The organism is Mesorhizobium sp. M8A.F.Ca.ET.181.01.1.1, assembly GCF_004792025.1.
GTDB lineage: Bacteria > Pseudomonadota > Alphaproteobacteria > Rhizobiales > Rhizobiaceae > Mesorhizobium.
Genome location: NZ_SRTV01000002.1, coordinates 738,745 through 755,557, shown reverse-complemented (window position 1 = coordinate 755,557; position 16,813 = coordinate 738,745). Strand labels below are relative to the sequence as shown.

General features: G+C 57.7%; 10 protein-coding genes and 1 pseudogene. 4 read left to right on the top strand and 7 right to left on the bottom strand.

The genetic code is table 11. From position 1 onward, the window contains the following. Nucleotides 1-15 precede the first annotated feature (15 nt). The 3 genes from EN824_RS12005 to EN824_RS11995 all read right to left on the bottom strand — a co-directional run bounded on the left by EN824_RS12005 (nt 16) and on the right by EN824_RS11995 (nt 5,027). On the bottom strand, nt 16-3,798 hold the full coding sequence (locus tag EN824_RS12005; RefSeq protein ID WP_135932314.1) for a hypothetical protein: 3,783 nt from the start codon (nt 3,796-3,798) through the stop codon (nt 16-18). A gap of 170 nt (nt 3,799-3,968) precedes the next feature. Continuing rightward, complete coding sequence (locus EN824_RS12000; protein ID WP_135932313.1) at nt 3,969-4,499, bottom strand: hypothetical protein; 531 nt, start codon at nt 4,497-4,499, stop codon at nt 3,969-3,971. Between the two features lie 240 nt (nt 4,500-4,739). After that, entirely contained in the window at nt 4,740-5,027 is a 288-nt protein-coding gene (locus EN824_RS11995) for a type II toxin-antitoxin system Phd/YefM family antitoxin (protein WP_135932312.1), read from the bottom strand. 344 nt (nt 5,028-5,371) lie between these two features. On the opposite strand from EN824_RS11995, the gene EN824_RS11990 reads away from it, so the two are divergent. From EN824_RS11990 to EN824_RS11980, 3 genes are all read left to right on the top strand, one after another. Then, the gene (locus EN824_RS11990; RefSeq protein WP_135932311.1) at nt 5,372-5,725 is read left to right on the top strand and encodes a transposase; all 354 of its coding nucleotides are present in this window, start codon (nt 5,372-5,374) and stop codon (nt 5,723-5,725) included. Nucleotides 5,726-5,732: 7 nt separating this feature from the next. Further along, a complete protein-coding gene (locus EN824_RS11985) occupies nt 5,733-6,404 on the top strand; it encodes an IS1595 family transposase (protein ID WP_189522164.1) in 672 nt (223 codons plus the stop codon). Between the two features lie 549 nt (nt 6,405-6,953). Beyond that, the gene (locus EN824_RS11980) at nt 6,954-9,755 is read left to right on the top strand and encodes an SMEK domain-containing protein (RefSeq protein ID WP_135932309.1); all 2,802 of its coding nucleotides are present in this window, start codon (nt 6,954-6,956) and stop codon (nt 9,753-9,755) included. 313 nt (nt 9,756-10,068) lie between these two features. On the opposite strand, the gene EN824_RS11975 is transcribed toward EN824_RS11980, so the two are convergent. After that, the gene (locus EN824_RS11975; protein WP_135932308.1) at nt 10,069-12,045 is read right to left on the bottom strand and encodes an ATP-binding protein; all 1,977 of its coding nucleotides are present in this window, start codon (nt 12,043-12,045) and stop codon (nt 10,069-10,071) included. A gap of 198 nt (nt 12,046-12,243) precedes the next feature. Here EN824_RS11975 and EN824_RS11970 point away from each other — a divergent pair. Then, a pseudogene (locus EN824_RS11970) lies at nt 12,244-13,197 on the top strand (IS1595 family transposase); the annotation flags it as partial. A gap of 262 nt (nt 13,198-13,459) precedes the next feature. On the opposite strand, the gene EN824_RS11965 reads toward EN824_RS11970, so the two are convergent. From EN824_RS11965 to EN824_RS11955, 3 genes are all read right to left on the bottom strand, one after another. Further along, nucleotides 13,460-13,792, bottom strand: coding sequence for a type II toxin-antitoxin system RelE/ParE family toxin (locus EN824_RS11965; protein WP_245520974.1), 333 nt, complete (start codon nt 13,790-13,792; stop codon nt 13,460-13,462). 11 nt (nt 13,793-13,803) lie between these two features. Beyond that, complete coding sequence (locus tag EN824_RS11960) at nt 13,804-14,082, bottom strand: ribbon-helix-helix domain-containing protein (RefSeq protein ID WP_135900657.1); 279 nt, start codon at nt 14,080-14,082, stop codon at nt 13,804-13,806. A gap of 416 nt (nt 14,083-14,498) precedes the next feature. Then, nucleotides 14,499-16,451 (bottom strand): AAA family ATPase, encoded by a 1,953-nt coding sequence (locus EN824_RS11955; protein WP_135932305.1) that lies wholly within the window; start codon nt 16,449-16,451, stop codon nt 14,499-14,501. Nucleotides 16,452-16,813: the final 362 nt, after the last annotated feature.

Sequence of the window (16,813 nt, the reverse complement as noted above, 5' to 3'; positions counted from 1 at the left end):
GGCCGCAGGCTCCTGTCATAGGCGGCCAAGATCAGAAAAGATGTTGAGCGCAGTCTTGCCTCGCATCTGTTCCCAGGCGAACTGCATTGGAACTGCGTTCTTGAAGATCAGATGGCCTTCAACGAGCGGGTCGATCGAAAGCCTCAGCGAAGCTTTCAACTCCTGAATGTGGCTTTGGATTAATTCCACGCGGTCTAAGTGCTTGCGAAGAAGATCGCGCTTGCCGTCGGGCGTTGCCAGCCCACGAAAGTCCGCAAGTTGTTCCGCGATCTCGCCGTCAGTTTTCCGGTACTGAACGTCCTTGCACTCCATAATGAGAAGACGGCCGTTGTCCGGCCTCCACGCTAAAACGTCGACATCGCCGTAATTCTTTGGGAAGCCCTTCCGCAGTAGCTTGGTAATTGGAACTTCGATGTCAGTTTCCCACCCCAGCTCCCTCATCCGGGTTGCTACCGACATAGCGAACTCGTGACCCTGGAGGTCGCGGGATCGTCCCGCCCACTGCTTCATCTTCGGAGTGAGCTGCCAGAGAGGAAAGTCACCGCGGTGGTAGTTCCCAAGCATATACTGGACGGCGTCACCAACCAGGCCCGGAGCTATTATCAACTCGGGATCCTCTTGGTCGTCGAGTTGGATTATGGGGCGGCGCAAGACAGAGAGTCGCCTGCGGAATCGCCAAGGGAAAATATCTTTCGGGTCGAGACCCGGCGGTAGGTCTCGCCACTTCGGCCGCCCAACAAAGAGTAGGCCATTTACCAAGGGGCCAGCTTCGTCCTGCAATACCGATACGCCATTGCAGGCAGCGAGAAGCTCGCTCTTTTTCATCGAGAATATGGCTTCCCTTGCATCGATTCCACGGTTCTCGATCATGCCCAAGAATTCCCGCGATGCCTCGAAGCTCGCTCCAAATTGCTCGCGCCAAGCCTCCCAGAACTCATCTGGAAACTGGTTCAGTGGGGCGGCCTCCATCGGCGGATCCTGGAGGTTCTCGGAATAGGTCTCAACGCTGTCCTGGACTCGAAGATCGCTGGCGGCGCGGGCGTACGGAGCTAGTATGTCTTCTTGGAAGCTTAGGTTGGCATGAATATCGCCTAAGGCTGTGATGTGCACTTGTGGCTCCATCGCATCCCACCGTATCGCATCAGACCAACCGCCAAGATTGGCGATCATCAGCACCTTGGCCATAAGGCGGGACATTTCCAGCTGCCCTGGCTTTCGCCCGCCCGCAATGGGACACTCACAAAGCGCAAACTCCACGATTAGTCGCGAGGACTGCAGAACTGCGCTGAGCTGAAAGTCGCGATGCGCCATCACTCCAAGCGCCTCTTCACGATCGTTGTGAAGGGACAGGACGGCTGCTGCCGTGGCTTGCCATTGGTCACGGTCGACGATCGCGCTCTCATGATTGGTGAGCGCAAATTGTATCACCGCCCGACGATCAAGCTGCCGGAGTTCGTTGCACACCTCGTCTTCAAGGCCTTTAACGGCCCGGTTAAGGAACGCATTGCACTCCCCCTTCCCGCTGATTTCGCCCCCCTCCGACCGATCGCGGCTTTTCCAACCCAAACCCAGCTTTATGTATGCGCTGTCATCAGCATCGACTGTGATTGGAGCGCTCCAAAGCGAATTTCGAACCCAATCCCGAAACCTACGCGCCATGAACGCGTGTTGCTGCCGCGCATTTCCATCCGGCACGATGCGCTTCATGAGTTCCGCAAACTTGGATACATCTCGCCCTACCCCGGAGAGTTCCTGAAATCCCTGAAGTGTCTTCTCCACAAGAGCGCGTTCGGCGATGTTTTCGGGATGGAGAAAGGTCATTTCGAATTCTGCCTTCGCCGTGACAGTCACGGTGCATTCCTCCTGACTGACTTCAACGGAGAGTGCAGCTAAAGCGTCTTCAAACGACAGTCGGACGACGCCGAGTTCCGCTGGATGATGGCCGATGTCGCCTTCAAAAATGACGTTCCAGCATACAGGTCGCGGCGGCAGGCCTTGGAGTTCACTATCCAGGATCGGCGCAATGCGCGTGAGCCAGGTTTTGAGGACCCGGAACCGCTCATAGGCGAAATGACCCGATGTCCCCGAAGAAGTGGTCAAGCTGCACCACCAATCCCGTTGTCGCGCCTTGTAGACCAAATCAGGCCATTTTCCAGAATTGCGCTCGTCCACCACGTAGAGTGGGTGCTGCCGGTCTTCTTCGAACAAGGACTGCCTATCCCTTCGGACCAGTAGCCATGAACCTGCCATGCCCTTCACGACATGCGCGTCCCAGTTAATCAGAGCCTGTCCGCGCACAATGCGGAGGCTGTTCTGCTGGATCATGACAATTGAGGTCTGTTCAGGCGCGCCGAAGTTATCAGGCAAAGCGCCATGGGGGACGAGATGGCCGCCTAGCGATCGGGTCCAGCCAACCATGTTCAGCAGGCCATTGATGTTCTGAAGATGAACACCCAATTCTTGTAGACGGCCCTCCGCCTCAAGCATGCGCCATAGTGACAAGGGTTTGAAGTCAAGCAACCAGCTCATGGTGAGCAAGTCGGGAGCGCTGACCAAATCCCAATGCCAGTTGTCGCGCGGAGTGTCCGCGATGAACTGCTTCACACCACGGCCTATGCCACATGGGACCAACAGGCTAAGTCCAGCGCGAAATCCAGGGCGGACCATTGCCGCAGCGCGAGAGTCATCGATCCACTTGTCGACCGTTGCAGACAGCTTGCCAGTCGGCGGAAAGAACCCCAACAGCCCCTTGCTGGCAAAGCCGTCGAGGTCGTCTGTAAAGAAGATGAAATTCAGATAGAGTCCAAGATCGATCTCCGTCATCGTGCCCGCCATGAAGCCCCCGTCGGTCCGCCGCAGCTCGATTGGCTGGCTGCCGATGTCTCCGAGGAGCGGAGTGTCGGAAATCAGTGATGTGTACTCGTGAGCCATGGCCGCCATGAAGGCCTGCATGACCCCGGCCGCGGACATCTCCTCCAATACGAACCGTCGTGCAGCCGCGCTGACCGCGGACGGCAGAAGCACACAAATGACGCCTGCCCGGTGAACCAAGGGAAAGCGCTCCAACTGGGTATGCCCCAGCATGTCCTTGACGAGATCCTGCAGTTTCCGCGGTGTGAACCCAAATGGTGCGAGGTCATTGAGGGAGATATCAAGGTCCGCCAGTTGAGCCGGCGTGAAACAGACCGTCTTCCGCGCGCCCCCCGAAAGCCGCCGTATACGTGCCGGCAGTTCCTTTAGTGGGATCTCTGCACCAAGCTGATGACGTGACAACTCTGCTCGCTCGCAGATTGCATCGGAAAGCCGCAGAAGGGCATAGACGCTGTTGCGGACAGAGCTGAGGAAGTCGCCTGGTCCAAGCCTCTCAAGAGTGTTGATCAGACGCTGCAGGTAGAATCCGCCTGACTCCCAAGAGCCTCCGAGCACCCGAAAATTCCCTAACGACGTATAAACCGACGATACGAAGACGTCCTCAGCAGGATCCTCTTGCTGCCCGATCTTTGTTTCGCCAATGGCTTTGAAAGCCTGGGCGATTACATGATCGTCCGGCTTGCGTTTGCCTCTAGCGGTCAGGAGGGCAAGGTGTGTGAGCACCTCGATCCGATGATTGTTGGCTTGCAATTCCGGCAAAGTGAGCAGCCCACCAAAAGTGGCAGCCAATCGTATCGGATCGTATGGAGCGAAGGATTGCGCTATGGGCCCAAAGTCGGACATCGACGCTTCGAACGAAACGGCCCCAAATGTCATGGAACTGATCGGGTCGATATCCGGCAAATCTTCTGGCGGTGCTGAGGGCATTGGGGCGCGCAAATTTCTGAGCAGTAGCGATGTTGTTGACAGTCTACATGAATGTTTTCGCGACTTGCGGGCGGCGATAGATCTTCGGCCCGCCTGCTATGCGACTGACACATCGGCGCCTCAATCAGCCGCAACCGTTCGCTTCATCCTACCTGTGGTTGCCGAGAAATCTACCTGCTGAAACGATTGACGCCTCGTGCTGGCGCGGACTGACCAATCGAAGGGGCGTTCAGGTTGCGCTCGCGGTAGAATGCCCTCGCCTCGTGGTCCCTGAACTTGGCATGGCTAGTCTGAAGCGGCTGCCCACGTCCGAGATCTTGTGGCTCGTAGATTTCGCCGACCTGCATTTCGCTGTCGCCAGGGTCGTCCACCTGGACGTGAAATTCTTGGTATGGAAGTAGACCTGAGGCCACCTCTGGCTGGCCGTGGCTCCGGAACGCGCAGACTCCGACAGTAATCTTGAGCCCATGAATCTCCTTGCTGGCAGGCGGAAGGACTGTTTCGAGGTGCCGGGCACTCTCAATATTGAAGTCCCCGAAGACCGCATACTGGAAACCCCGGTCGCGAACCGTGAGCCGCGCCACCCGGTAGTGCGGGCGCTGGTCGGCCGGACATCTGGGATAGACCATGCTCTCCCAGACGACCGCCCCCATGGCGGAAGGAATGTGCTCTAGTTTAACGGCGAAGGGTTCCGACGACATGCTGATCTCCAGGGCTTCCCGGAGGTTTCGACATGAGCGTGCAAGTGTCCAATCCTGACGACCGCGGAAATGTTGGGACGTGCGTACAGTGCAGCTGCGGTTTCTCGTGCTGCCATCTTGGCCAATCGCGCGGCGGACAGCATCTACAAAGGTGGAAGGTCATACTGAAAATTCGGGGTTCCGCGAGCTTATGTGCACATATCCGACAGGCGGATTTTCAGGAATTCTCGTTCCAGGGGCCTAAAGTTTTGGGCCTGAGAACTCGGTTTCTAAATCAGGGATGTCATCCAAGTTATAGGATTCGCCTGCTGCCATTTCCGATCCAAGGATCAAATCTACCTCGCTGGCCGGCAGCTCCGAGGTGGGAAGAGCTTGACGAAACGATGCCCACATAGCCTTGAATAGCGGGCCTGATACGAGGAACGTGGACGTTCTGCCGTATTTTGTAATCTGGACAGGCGCTTGAAGCGCGCGGTCATTCCACTCTCCAAAGTTCTTTTGAATTTCCGAGGCTGGAACTGAAACCATAATTCATCTCCTTTATCCGTATGTTACGTAACATAAGGAAAATGTCAAGATTGGAAGCAATTAACCATCGCTCATAAGAGACGATCGACTCCTGCCCGCTTCCGGGTATGAGCCCGATCCCATGTTCAGGACGGCCCACATACAGCTTTGATTTCGTCGGTGGCCCAGTGGCTGCCGCGGACGCTGTACGCATGCAACCTGGAGCCTGAACATGACCGCCATCCCATTCCCCGTCGCCTTTATCGCCGTGCAACCTGCTGCGGCGGTCATGCACGTCCCGGTCCCGTCCGGAGGCTTGGAAATACGCGGCCCAGCCGCCTTCCAAGCCGAGGAGGGACTGAGCCGTGGCGAAGTCCAGACGACAACCGAAAGGGCAGCATTTCCTGCTGTCGCCGGAATGCCGGACGCTCACCGTCATGGACCTCGCCAAGGTCCGCGAGGAGACCGCCCATGGCTGGTTCAGGAAGATGCGCTGGCCCGAGACCGACGGAGAACCGTACTGTCCAAAGTGCGGCACGCTGCGCTGCCACACGATGAGCCGCGGCCGCTTCAAGTGCTCTGACAGAGTCTGCAAGGCGGTCTTCACCGTCACCTCCGGAACGGTCTTCGCATCACGGAAGCTGAGCTTTAGGAAGATGCTGATGGCCATCTCGGTCAACTCGGTCAAGGGCAAGGCCGCCCTGCAGCTTCTCCCGTGAGATCGGCGTGCAGTACAAGACCGCCTGGGTGCTCCTCATGAAGCTGCGCGAGGCCATCGCCTGGCGCCGGGATGACATGGTGCTCGAGGGCGAGGTCGAGATCGACGGCAAGTACGCGGGTGGCCACATCCGGCCCGAGAACAAGGCGGAAGACCGGGTCGACCGCCGCCTGAAGAAATTCCAGAACATGAAGCGGCTGTGCGCGCTGGCGATCAGGGAGCGCGGCCTCGGCGGCCGGACTTTCACGCGCGTGATCCGCGACGAGGACGGCGACGCGGCGTGGGCGGCCGTGCGCGACCACGTCTCGCGCTCGGCTACGGTGATCGCCGACGAGCATGCCAGTTACAACGACATCGTCGGCCTCAACAGGATGCGACGGGTGAATCACTCCAAGGCCTGCCAGGCCGAGGACGGGACCAACACCAACCAGATCGAAAGCTTCTTCTCGCGCGTGCAGCGAGCCTATGTCGGCATCCACCACCGCTTCTCGCTCAAGTACTTCGACTGGTACGTCGCCGAGCTCGCCTGGCGCGAGGACACGCGGCGCCACGGCAACCGAATCCAGACGGTCAGCGTCCTGCGCACCGCGCTGTCTCGGCCGACCTCGCGGTTCCTCTGCGGCTACTGGCAGGGCAACAAGCCGCCGGATCTGATCTGTGAGAGTGAGGCTCCGGTCTAGGAAAGCGGGGCCGTCTCGACCGCGCTCCGCGCCGCGTCTAGGCGGCGATTTCCCAAAGAAACTGCCTGTTCGCGGTCTTGCCGACGTGCCGCTCTAGTGCGGATGATAGCCGGGATATCGCACCAGACCGCATTCGCTTACAGCTGCTGAAAGGCGCGCTACGGCACCCTCAATCAAGTTCGGCTCAGACCGGCTTGCAGCACAGCGATCTCGTGCAGAAGCTGGCGCAAATCGGAGCGCTGCTCGGCCCAGAGAATTGACCGTAAGCGGACTTTTTCCTTTCAGGTTGAAATATCCATGAACATCCTTCCGGGGTCCGAGTAGAATAGCTAAGCTGTTGGGGTGTGCAGCCAATCACCTGAGCGCGCCGATTCTAGCCCGCAACCATCTCGCCTCGCCACGATGATCGATGGTACACTATCGCGACCGGAGCGATCAGACGAGGAACATCGGCGCGACACTACACCTTCGTCATGAACGAGACGGCCCCATAGAATGGCTGCCTAGGTTGGAAATCCATACTAACCTCAAGTTATTGGATGATTTGGCATGAATCGTGTCAATCTTGTCAACACGGTCTCTGAGTATCTGTCTCGCCTCAGGGTGGAAGTGGAGCAGAGGAATCTCCTCAACCTACAGGATATCAACATTCATGCCGAAACCTTCTTCCGACATCTACTGAACCTTGTACTCGATCTGAATCTCCAGAACCTGAACGTCGTTCAGCGCAATGCTATGGCCGTCGATCTAGGGGATGAAAGCAGGCGGATCGCCATTCAGGTGACCTCCAGCTCCAGTTTCGCGAAAATCAAGCAGACGCACAGAGACTTTGTGACGGCCGGCCTCGACAGCAAGTACAGCAAGCTGATCGTGCTGATCATAGGCGTCCGAAAGAAGTATAAGGAGACTTCTCTGGGAGGCAGGGGCCAGTTCAGGATGCCGCTTTCGGACGTCTGGGACATCCCCTATCTGTTGCGCCACATTCAGGACCTGGAAATCGACAAGCTTCAACGCTGCTGCGATTTCCTAGAACATGAACTGCGTGTCGTTGAACCGCGCGACGCCGACAGCATACCAATACACAGCACGGTGCCTGCCCTGCAACGCCGTTTGGTGGGTAGGAAGAGCGAGTTGGGACGGATCGGTGAATACCTAGGTTCTCGTATGTCGCAGGAGGCCGTTGTCGTCCTTCACGGCGCGCCAGGGGTCGGCAAGAGTGAACTGGCATTCGAGTTTGCGCGCCAATCCCGCAAATCATATCCTGGCGGCACCTTCGTTTTGGATGCAGGCGACCGAGGGCTTTCCATCGGATTGGCTCGTCTAGGCCAGGTGGTGCTCGATCTTACCAGCCCTGATGGCATGAGTATGGAAGATCAAGCTGTTCGTGTCCTGCATACAATAAGCAAGTTCCGAACCTTGTTGGTGTACGACAATGTACAGTCGGAGGAGGCTATCCGCCCCTGGGTGCCACGGTCCGGCATGCTTTGCCATGTGCTTATTACAACTCTGTCTGACCGGTGGGAGCCAGGCTGGGAAACGATTGAGGTTGCACCATTGAACAGGCGCCAAGCAATGGCGTTGGTTAAAGAGAGGATTGGGCCCGGGCTTGCTTATCGCCACGGTCGCGGACTTGTGGACGTTGCCGATGGCTTGCCCGTCCAGTTGGTGCCAGCTTGTGCTGCCGTCTGGTACGAGAATAGACGCTACCCCTCTGGTGCTGGTGTGCTCGCGTCCCTGACCAAGCAGGCTCGAGGCAGCTTCGATGCCGTCTACCGGTTACTGAACGTATCTGCGCAACTGTTACTCCATACCGCGGCACAGATGACGCCGTCACGCATTCCCAGCACAGAACTTCAGCTACAGTTGATCGAGGCTCTCGGTTGGAGTGCTGACGAATTTCAGCACCACGTTGACTCCTGTCTCGAACTTCAAATCCTACAGGGCACCAAGGAGGTGCGCATTCATCAACTGATGTCGACTTTCCTGGGGGAAATGGCGCTGACCGACGAAATAGCTCATGCGGTGAAGAATATTCGGAAAGTCCAGGCAAATCGTTTGATCGCCCTCGCTCGAGAGCTACTCAGAGGTACAGACTGGACGCGTTTGGCCGCGTTAATGACGACCTACCGGCTCGATCCACAACGCTGGCTTAGTGTCGGCGATGCTATCTCGGCGCATGATTGCGACACGATAGGAAACGCACTGCGGTCAATAGGCCTGTTTGAGACGGCGCAGCCTTGGTTTGAACGCGCTGTTGATGTGAAAGAACAAGGCGAAGCTGAAGGCCGCGTCGAACCCGCAGATTTGGGCGCCAGTTTGCACGGGGTAGGTATGTGTATGTTGGAACGCGGCGAGTTCGAGGCCGCCCAGTCCTGGTTCGAGCGAGCCATCGTTGCCAAAGAGAGAGGTGATCTTAACGGCAAGGTCGACCATAACAGTCTCAGTGACAGCCTACATGAGATGGGGTTCTGCCGATCGGAACTCGGGCAGTTCGCTGAAGCGAAACCGTGGTTTGAACGTGCAGCTGCAGCGAGCAGAAAGGGGAACCTAGACGGGAAGGTTGATTACGCGAGCGTTGGCGAATCGCTTCATCAGGTCGGCGTCTGCCTCGCGCAGCTGGAGGAATTCAAAAATGCGCTCAAATGGTTTAAGCGGGCAGCCACAGCCTGCAAGAGAGGCAATCTCACTTTAACGGTTGACCACACAGCTGTCGGCAAAGTGCTCCATCAGGTGGGGTTCTGTCTGGTCAGACTTGGACAATTCCAGCAAGCCCTTCGCTGGTTTGAAGACGCCGCGACCGAGGGAAAAATCGGTGATTCTCGTCTGCGGATCGACCACACCAGCGTCGGGGTTGCTTTGTATATGGCGGGCTGGTGCTGCGAGAAACTCGATAGGCTTGATGAGGCATTCAATTGGTTCAAAGACGCTATCGCCACTGTCGAGAAAGGCGATTTGCATAGCCGAATAGACCACGAACTACTTGGCAAATGCCTAGATCATGTCGGCCGATGCCTAATCAAACGCGGAGCACCCAGTAATGCGCATTCATGGATAGAAAAAGCTGTTGACGCGAAGCTTAAGGGAGACGTTCACAGGCGAGTCAACCAAAATAGTGTTGGGGAAAGCTTATATGAGTTGGGCGTCTGTCTGCTCGAAAAGGGAGATGTTGGGCTAGCCGAATCTCAATTTCGCCGGGCTGTTGACGCAAGAGCTAATGGCGATATTCATGGCAGGATTGATTGTGTTGGCCTCAGGGACAGCCTGTACAAAGTGGGCGAATGCCTTTCTAAACAGGGAAAGGCAAGAGAGGCGCAATCGTGGTTCCGGCGCGCCGGGGGGGCCCAAGCTTGATCTCTCGGCGCAAGATTGTTCAACGTTGAGCGCTCCTGACTTATGCTGTGAGAGCCTACAAACACGCTAGCAGAGGCGATTCGAATCTCCACGAATGCCCGCTTCGCGCCTCTTGTCGGTCATAGAGACCGTTGTTTCCTCTCCTCGAACGCAGCCATCGCATTTTTCTGCCGCGGTGACATGTTTGTGCTGTCGATCTCGGCGAGCGCTTCCAGCTTCAGAATGTCGTCTTCGAACTTGTCGTTATCAGCGAGCTTTGGCTATTTGGCCATGAGATTAGTCAAGCGCTCGCGTTGCTCCCCAGCCGGCACCACTAAATCTTCAGCTGCTTGAAGAACGCCTCATTTCTTAACCGGGCGTCCTTTAGTACGTACTTATAGCTGAGCGCCTGGACGAAGGCCCGGTAATCTGAATTGTAGCCATAGAACCCACCTCCACCGGGCAGCGGCACGTTGATTTGCGCGAGCCTGAGCCACTTGCGCATGTTTGGTGTAAAATCAGCGATGATGTAGCAGAAGAAGGGAGTGTCGGCCGTGACTTCCTGAATTTGCCCGCCGTCCTTATCAAGGATCTTACCGTTCTGAAGATCCTCGATGTAGCTGTAGATTTGAACGAAGGGATTTTCCTCATCGTCATACTCGCTTCGGACTGGCTTCTTGAATTCCACAATGACGACAGGCTGGTCGGTGCCAGGACGATGGTAAGCGGACCTGCCCGCAAACAAGAGAACGTCCGGTCGGTCGGAAGATGTGTGCTCGCTGACGATCTTTTTAAGGGCTTTATCGGAAGCCCAGTATTCGTAGTAAGTTAGCTTGTCGTCCACGATCCAAAGATTATGTTTATCGACGTTTACGTCTTTATTAGTAACGCGCATCGGCACGATGAAACTATGCAATGCCTCTTCGGAGTGATGCTTCATCGTACCATCTGGCTTGTACTGAAGCCGCTTCTCCAGCAGGTCGAGAACGATTTTTCGGCGGACTGTGTAGTCCGCAAGCACAGAGAATTCGTGCTCCGTCAGCCGGCCCAACAGCTCTGCTACCCCGGCTTCTACGGGGTCCTCTTCCCTTGGCTCCGTCCTGGAAAGAACTTCGACCTTGCGCTCGATATCCCGGTTGTCGCGGTAGTCCAATACTGCAAGCTGCTGATAAATCTGCTCAGCGGTGCGGAAATTTCGGGGAACGCTCGACACGACGAACTGTTTCGGATCGTCCACGAGATACGCGTACCGCGGGTACTTCTTAATGACCGACTTGGTGATGTCGGCCTGCTTTTGAATCACCCGTTCTATCGATGTGGCGAGCACTTGACGGATCGCGTCAAAGGTTTTCCGCTTAATGGTTTCGAGCAGTTCCGCGTCCAGATCGAATGCGGTACGCTCGGAATTGACCGAGTCATCGAGGATTTTCCCGGATAGGACGCCTGCATAAGCGTAGGACAGCTTCTCACGGTCGATGTAGGTAACGAGGCCCAATGCAAGCCCGATGTCGAACTCGGTAACCACCCGACCATGGGCAGCAAGATAGATCTTGTGCGCGGCCTTGCCTTCCACCACCGACTTTTCGAGCAGGTTGTGTTCGAGCTTCAAGGAGATATCGCCGTCGATCGCGAGGGGAATGGCGCTGAGAGCCAATTCCTTTTCCTTCAGATATGCGCCTAGCTCAATTGACTCAGCGGTGCCCTCGATTGTGATCTTCGGACGCACCGGAGAAATTAAGTACGGGAGGAAATGAGCGACGACTTTTCGGACCGTCGTGTCGAACTTTGTCGGAAAGTGCTTAGCATATGCGGACTTCATCCGTCGGAGAACCACTGTCGTGCCGAGATCAATACCTCTTGTTTCGGCGAGTACGTAGCCTGATAAAGGCGCTTCGTTATTGAGAACCAAAGTGAAGGAACGCTGATACAGCTTATCGCCCTGTTCGAAGACGCTGGTGACATGTGCTTCAGCGAACACTTTCAACCAAGATAGGCGACCCAGGCCCTTTCCGCCGCGTGTCACCTTATGATCGCTGTCATAGGTCATGAATGAGTTAAAGTTGTCCTTGTTCAGGCCAATGCCGTTGTCACGTATCTCAATAGATGGGTTGTTTGATTCAGGATCTATGAGAGAGATTTCGATCTTACCCAGCCCCGCCCACTTATCTTCGTAACGATCTTGAATGGCGTGGAGCGAATTGTAGACGGCCTCCCACAGCGGCAGCAGTGAATTTGAGGGCGTCGAAGTCCCGAGGACGTAGTTGTGAACCCTTCGAACCAGGTTCGCCTGAAATGTCGTATCTTCGGTCATAGTCGTATCCCTCACGACTACTAATCAGGTGTGGCGACCTTTGCCAAGGTATGTCTAGGGCGAGTATACAGAAGAGCTCGGCTACCAGAGCCCCGGCTTCCCGCCAGCCAGATAGAAGGCTTATCCCGCTCGCTCCGGTTTCACCATATCTAGTGGTTTGGCTCGCGCCGCCTCCCCTCGATGTGCTAGCGGCGCCGGATGCCCCACGAGCATGTCTTTCGCTGGAGATACGACCGCCCACCATCGCTGGAGCAATTCCAGACGATGTTCCCGGACGACTATTCGTGCGCGGCCTACCTGGCGGATCGACGCTGGCCCGAGGGCTTCGTCTGCCCGCACTACGGATCGATGAAAGGCTGGAAGCTGAGGGGCAAGCCCTGGGTCTGGGAATGCGCCGGCGAGGCCGTAGCCGAGGACGGTGTCCTGCTGCCTTGCCGAAAGCAGACTTCCGTCATCGCTGGGACCGTGATGCATGGAACTCACCTCCCGTTGCGGACCTGGTTCCTCGCCGCCCATCTCGTGACGACTCATTCGAACGGGATCTCCGCCCTCCAACTGCAGGGTAAGCTGGGGATCGGGTCCTACAAGACCGCCTGGCTGCTTCTCCACAAGCTAAGGCGCGCCATGGTCGATCCCGACCGCGAGCCGCTCGGGGGCGACGAGGAGACGGTCCAGGCCGATGAGACCGAGATGCGGTTCCGACGCAAGGCCGACACGCTCGAGCGGCTCAAGGGCAACCCCGATGCCGACAAGATCATGATCGCCGGAGCTGTCGAGTGCCTGGATGATGGCTTCATGGGCCGCATCCGCCTAAACATCATCACCGGACGCGGCCGATTTCAGCTCCACGATTTCGTCGAGCGCACGACGGCGCCAGGCTCATGGATCGTCACGGACGGCAACACCTCGTATAGCGGGTTGGCCGACTGCGGCCAAGAGGCGATCGTCATCCCGAAGACGGTTCCAGCCCACATAGTGCTGAAGCATATCCATCGCATCTTCTCGCTGCTGAAGCGCTGGTCGATGGGGGTCTATCACGGGCTACGCAAGAAGCACGCGGACGTCTACCTGCAGGAATTCGTCTTCCGCTTCAACCGCCGCAGGCACTACCGATCATCCTTCGAGCGGCTGCTCGGTATTGGTGTCAAGGTTGGTGCCGGAACCTATTGGGACATCACCGGAAAGCGGCCGATCTTCCGCGAACTCAAGGAGGCGGTCCGCGGACAGGACGAGGAGGGGCGCGAGGATGCGTATCTGCGCGCCCGGCTGGCCGACGTGCCGCTCAAGTACGCCAAGCTGCTGCTGAACCAAGATTACCCACCAGAGCGAGAGCAATACACGCGCAAGAAGCCGCAGCGGCCTGTGCTCGCCAAGCGCCGGACGGCGTTCGTGTTCGACACCCACTGAGGCACCCCTACCTCTTCGGACTAGACGGGACCTCTGCCTCTTCGGGATCTTCGCCAAGGAGCTCGGAAGGTGCGTATGCATCCTTCTGTTTGGCGTGGCGCACGGCCGCGATCTCTATGCCGCTCTTGCCCTGACGGACAGTCAGCACGAACGGATTGAGCACCATGCGCCGGGTTCCGGGGATCTCGCCGCGAACGCCACTGTCGGGGAAATCGACGAGGCGTTCGCGCAGGCTTCTCATCCTCGCGACAATCTTTTCGGCCGCCGAAGGATTGCGCTCAGCAATGTAGGCGATGCCCTTCAGGAACTTTGCCTCCGCCTTCGGAGACATACCTGCCATGCGTCGCGACATCAGCCCACCTTGGCTTGGCGGGAGTTGCGGGCTGCCGCAATGATGGCGTCGGCCTTGTCCATGACCTCGTCGAAATCCACTACCTGACCTGCATCGAGCTCTTCGATCCCCTTCATCTCATCGAGCAGATGCCCGCCCTCGCCATCGAGGTAGACTCGAAAAGCGCGCAGCATCACCCAAGTCCGGTCCCGGTCAAGAGCCGTGGCAATACGTTCGAAGTCGGCAAGCATAGCTGCAGGAACCCGAAGGGAAACCTGCGTTTTGTCTTCAGTCGCCATCATTGACCTCATTTGTAATTCGTTGAGGTTCAATGTATCCCACGGAACGACAAAATGTCAACCCGCACTAGGCCAACGACTTCAGGACGACGGCCCTATATCTTGTATGACCGGAGCGAGCGGGATAAGCCTTCATCATCCCCTCCCCCTGAAGAGCAATTCTCGAACATATTTAGTGACTGGTCTTCGGCACAATGCAGTAGTTTCACAAAGACTGAATTCCCTCCGAATACACATCAAAAAAGACGACAGCATTCGCCTTTTTTTCACTGCGGCCCCGCTGACCAATGCGACGCTCGTCGCGCTGTTCGCCAGATTATTCAGTGAAATATATCGATTTGCGAACAATTGGCTTCCCGGACTCACTTGCGTGCCCAATTGGCTTCCCGGGCTCACTTGCGTGCCAAGGATTCCCGCTACACCGCCCTCTTTCTCGGCTCCAACTTCAGCCTCGGCTGCTGCTCGACAATCTCTTTGATCTCCTCAGCCGACAGGGCACCCTTGGCGAGCAAGGCTTCGACGATCCGCTCGACCTCCTTCCGATGCTCTCCAATGATACGCTTCGCCCGCTCGAACTGCTCCATCAGCACCCAATCGACGCGCTCCTGAAGGCCACGGTCGAACCGCATGGCCGTGAACAGGTCGTCCTCGTTGTCGGCAGCGATGTAAGCCAGGCTTTCGCCAAGCCCGTACGAAGCCTCGAACGTCAGGGCGGACAGCGTCGCATTGTGCAGGTCCGACCCACGGACCCCACCTCCGCCTGCCGATTTCGCGCCAAGCAGCACCTCCTCGGCGGCAAGCCCGCCCAGAACCAGCGCGATCCGGTCGAGGAACTGAGCCGGCGTCCGTTCACGAAGGCCCTCTTCTTTGAGAGTCACCCCTCCGCCATCCTGTACGCGGCCTGCCGTAACGTCGAATGTGTCGATGATCGACACGCGGACGATCTCGGCCGCGCCGATTGCAATACATACCAGTGCATGCCCTGCCTCGTGGACAGCGAACCTGCGGCGCATTTCTTCCGGCAGGGAAACCAGGACAGGTAGCTCGGCTGCAATGTCATCGAGGACAAGACCCCGACGCTCGCGTCGCGCCCGGCGCCTTGCCTGCCGGACTAGCTGCTCCAGGGAGGCGCCGCTCCAGCCCTCCGTCCTGCTCGCGACGCCGGACAGGTCCATGTCGACGAGCAGGCCTTGCAGATGCCATCTCAGAATTCCCTCGCGACCCTTCAAGTCAGGCAGCGGAATCCTGACATGCCTGTCGAGACGGCCGGCCCGGACTAGCGCCGCGTCGAGCCGATGCGGATGGTTGCAGGCGCCGACAATGACGACGCCTTCCCGTCCTTCGGCGCCGTCGATGCATTCGAGCAGTGCTGCCACTACTTCGGAGGAATACTGCGCGTTGTGACCGCTGAGTTTCTCGCGATCGCCCACCGCGTCGATCTCATCGAGAAAGAGGATTGAGGGGGCATTTCTATTGGCTTCGTCGAAGGCTGCACGCATGGCCTTCAACATGTCGCCAAGATGCCCCTTGGCCTGCCAGCGGGCGATCGAGCCAAGCACGAGATGGACATCGCATGTGCGCGCGAGCGCCCGCGCAAAGGTGGTCTTCCCGGTCCCGGGCGGCCCGGAAACCAGGATGCCACGATCGACATCGGCCCAGCCGATCTTGCCCACCCTCCAGTCCGCGAGGTCGGTAGCAAGCTCGCGCCCCCAAGTTCCGGCTTCTCCAATGCCATGGAGGTCGTCCAACGTGGGACCGGACACTTCACGAGGTTTCGGGACGACAGCCTTCTTCATCCGCTCAATCGCAGTCGCGACCGGCCTCCCCCGGCGGAGTGCGGCGGCGATGACTGACACTGGTACCGTGGCGATGAACTCTGCCTGCTCGGGCGTAATGTCGATCTGGAGGCAGAACTTCGCCGCAGTAATGATATGACGCGGTAGAACGGCGTCGATCTGGATCACCGCGTCGGCAGCGAGATGGAAGCTGTCCGGCACGCACCCCATGTTTTCAGCCACCAAAACGACGCGCCGCTTTGATGAAAGTGTCTTTGGCAAATCACCGTCGGTCGCCTTCTTCCCGCGGTCGCTCATCCTCCTCAGCACTTCGGTACTATCAAGGCCCCCGTATACGATAGACGCCCCATGCGCCGCGTAGCGGGCTGCGCTTTCGTAAATGTCAGCGTCCGCTCCTTCCGGGAGCAAGAGGCCGACGACGACAGGCTTCATCAGTCGAAACTGAGGAATGGCTCTGCACGCTCGCATGATCCCGCAATAAGCGAGAAATCGAGGAAAGGATTGGCGGAGCTTGTCGTGGAAGGCGTTGTTATTGCTGCTCCTGGCGCCCTCCGGGGTTGTGTAACGGATCATTTTGACACCTCGGTCGTAGTCCGTGGCGGTAGGCCGGCACGGTCATGAAAATCGGAACTGGATGAGGCATGGCGCGGTCAGGCGCCGACGGCCGCGCGTATCAGCGAGCGGCTGTAATGCCTCGTCGTCGTCTCAGATTTTCTGGAGGTGCTGATCAGAGCCTTGTCCTCGACACTAAGCATGCGGGGCGCGCCGCCGGATGGCGGCAACGTAAGCGGCTTAGCGTATGAGGGCGAGGTGCAGACGGCTGATCATGATGCGGGAACGAATAGTGAACAGACAGAAGCGTGTCAAGGGGCTTATCCGGAGAAGTTGGACTATCTCTCATCCTGGCCAAGCAATATTTACTCAACCTAATGAAG

Coding starts and splice junctions, on each gene's coding strand:
- EN824_RS12005 (WP_135932314.1), bottom strand. CDS start 3,798: ATGCCCTCAGCACCGCCAGAAGATTTGCCGGATATCGACCCGATCAGT.
- EN824_RS12000 (WP_135932313.1), bottom strand. CDS start 4,499: ATGTCGTCGGAACCCTTCGCCGTTAAACTAGAGCACATTCCTTCCGCC.
- EN824_RS11995 (WP_135932312.1), bottom strand. CDS start 5,027: ATGGTTTCAGTTCCAGCCTCGGAAATTCAAAAGAACTTTGGAGAGTGG.
- EN824_RS11980 (WP_135932309.1), top strand. CDS start 6,954: ATGAATCGTGTCAATCTTGTCAACACGGTCTCTGAGTATCTGTCTCGC.
- EN824_RS11975 (WP_135932308.1), bottom strand. CDS start 12,045: ATGACCGAAGATACGACATTTCAGGCGAACCTGGTTCGAAGGGTTCAC.
- EN824_RS11965 (WP_245520974.1), bottom strand. CDS start 13,792: ATGGCAGGTATGTCTCCGAAGGCGGAGGCAAAGTTCCTGAAGGGCATC.
- EN824_RS11960 (WP_135900657.1), bottom strand. CDS start 14,082: ATGGCGACTGAAGACAAAACGCAGGTTTCCCTTCGGGTTCCTGCAGCT.
- EN824_RS11955 (WP_135932305.1), bottom strand. CDS start 16,451: ATGATCCGTTACACAACCCCGGAGGGCGCCAGGAGCAGCAATAACAAC.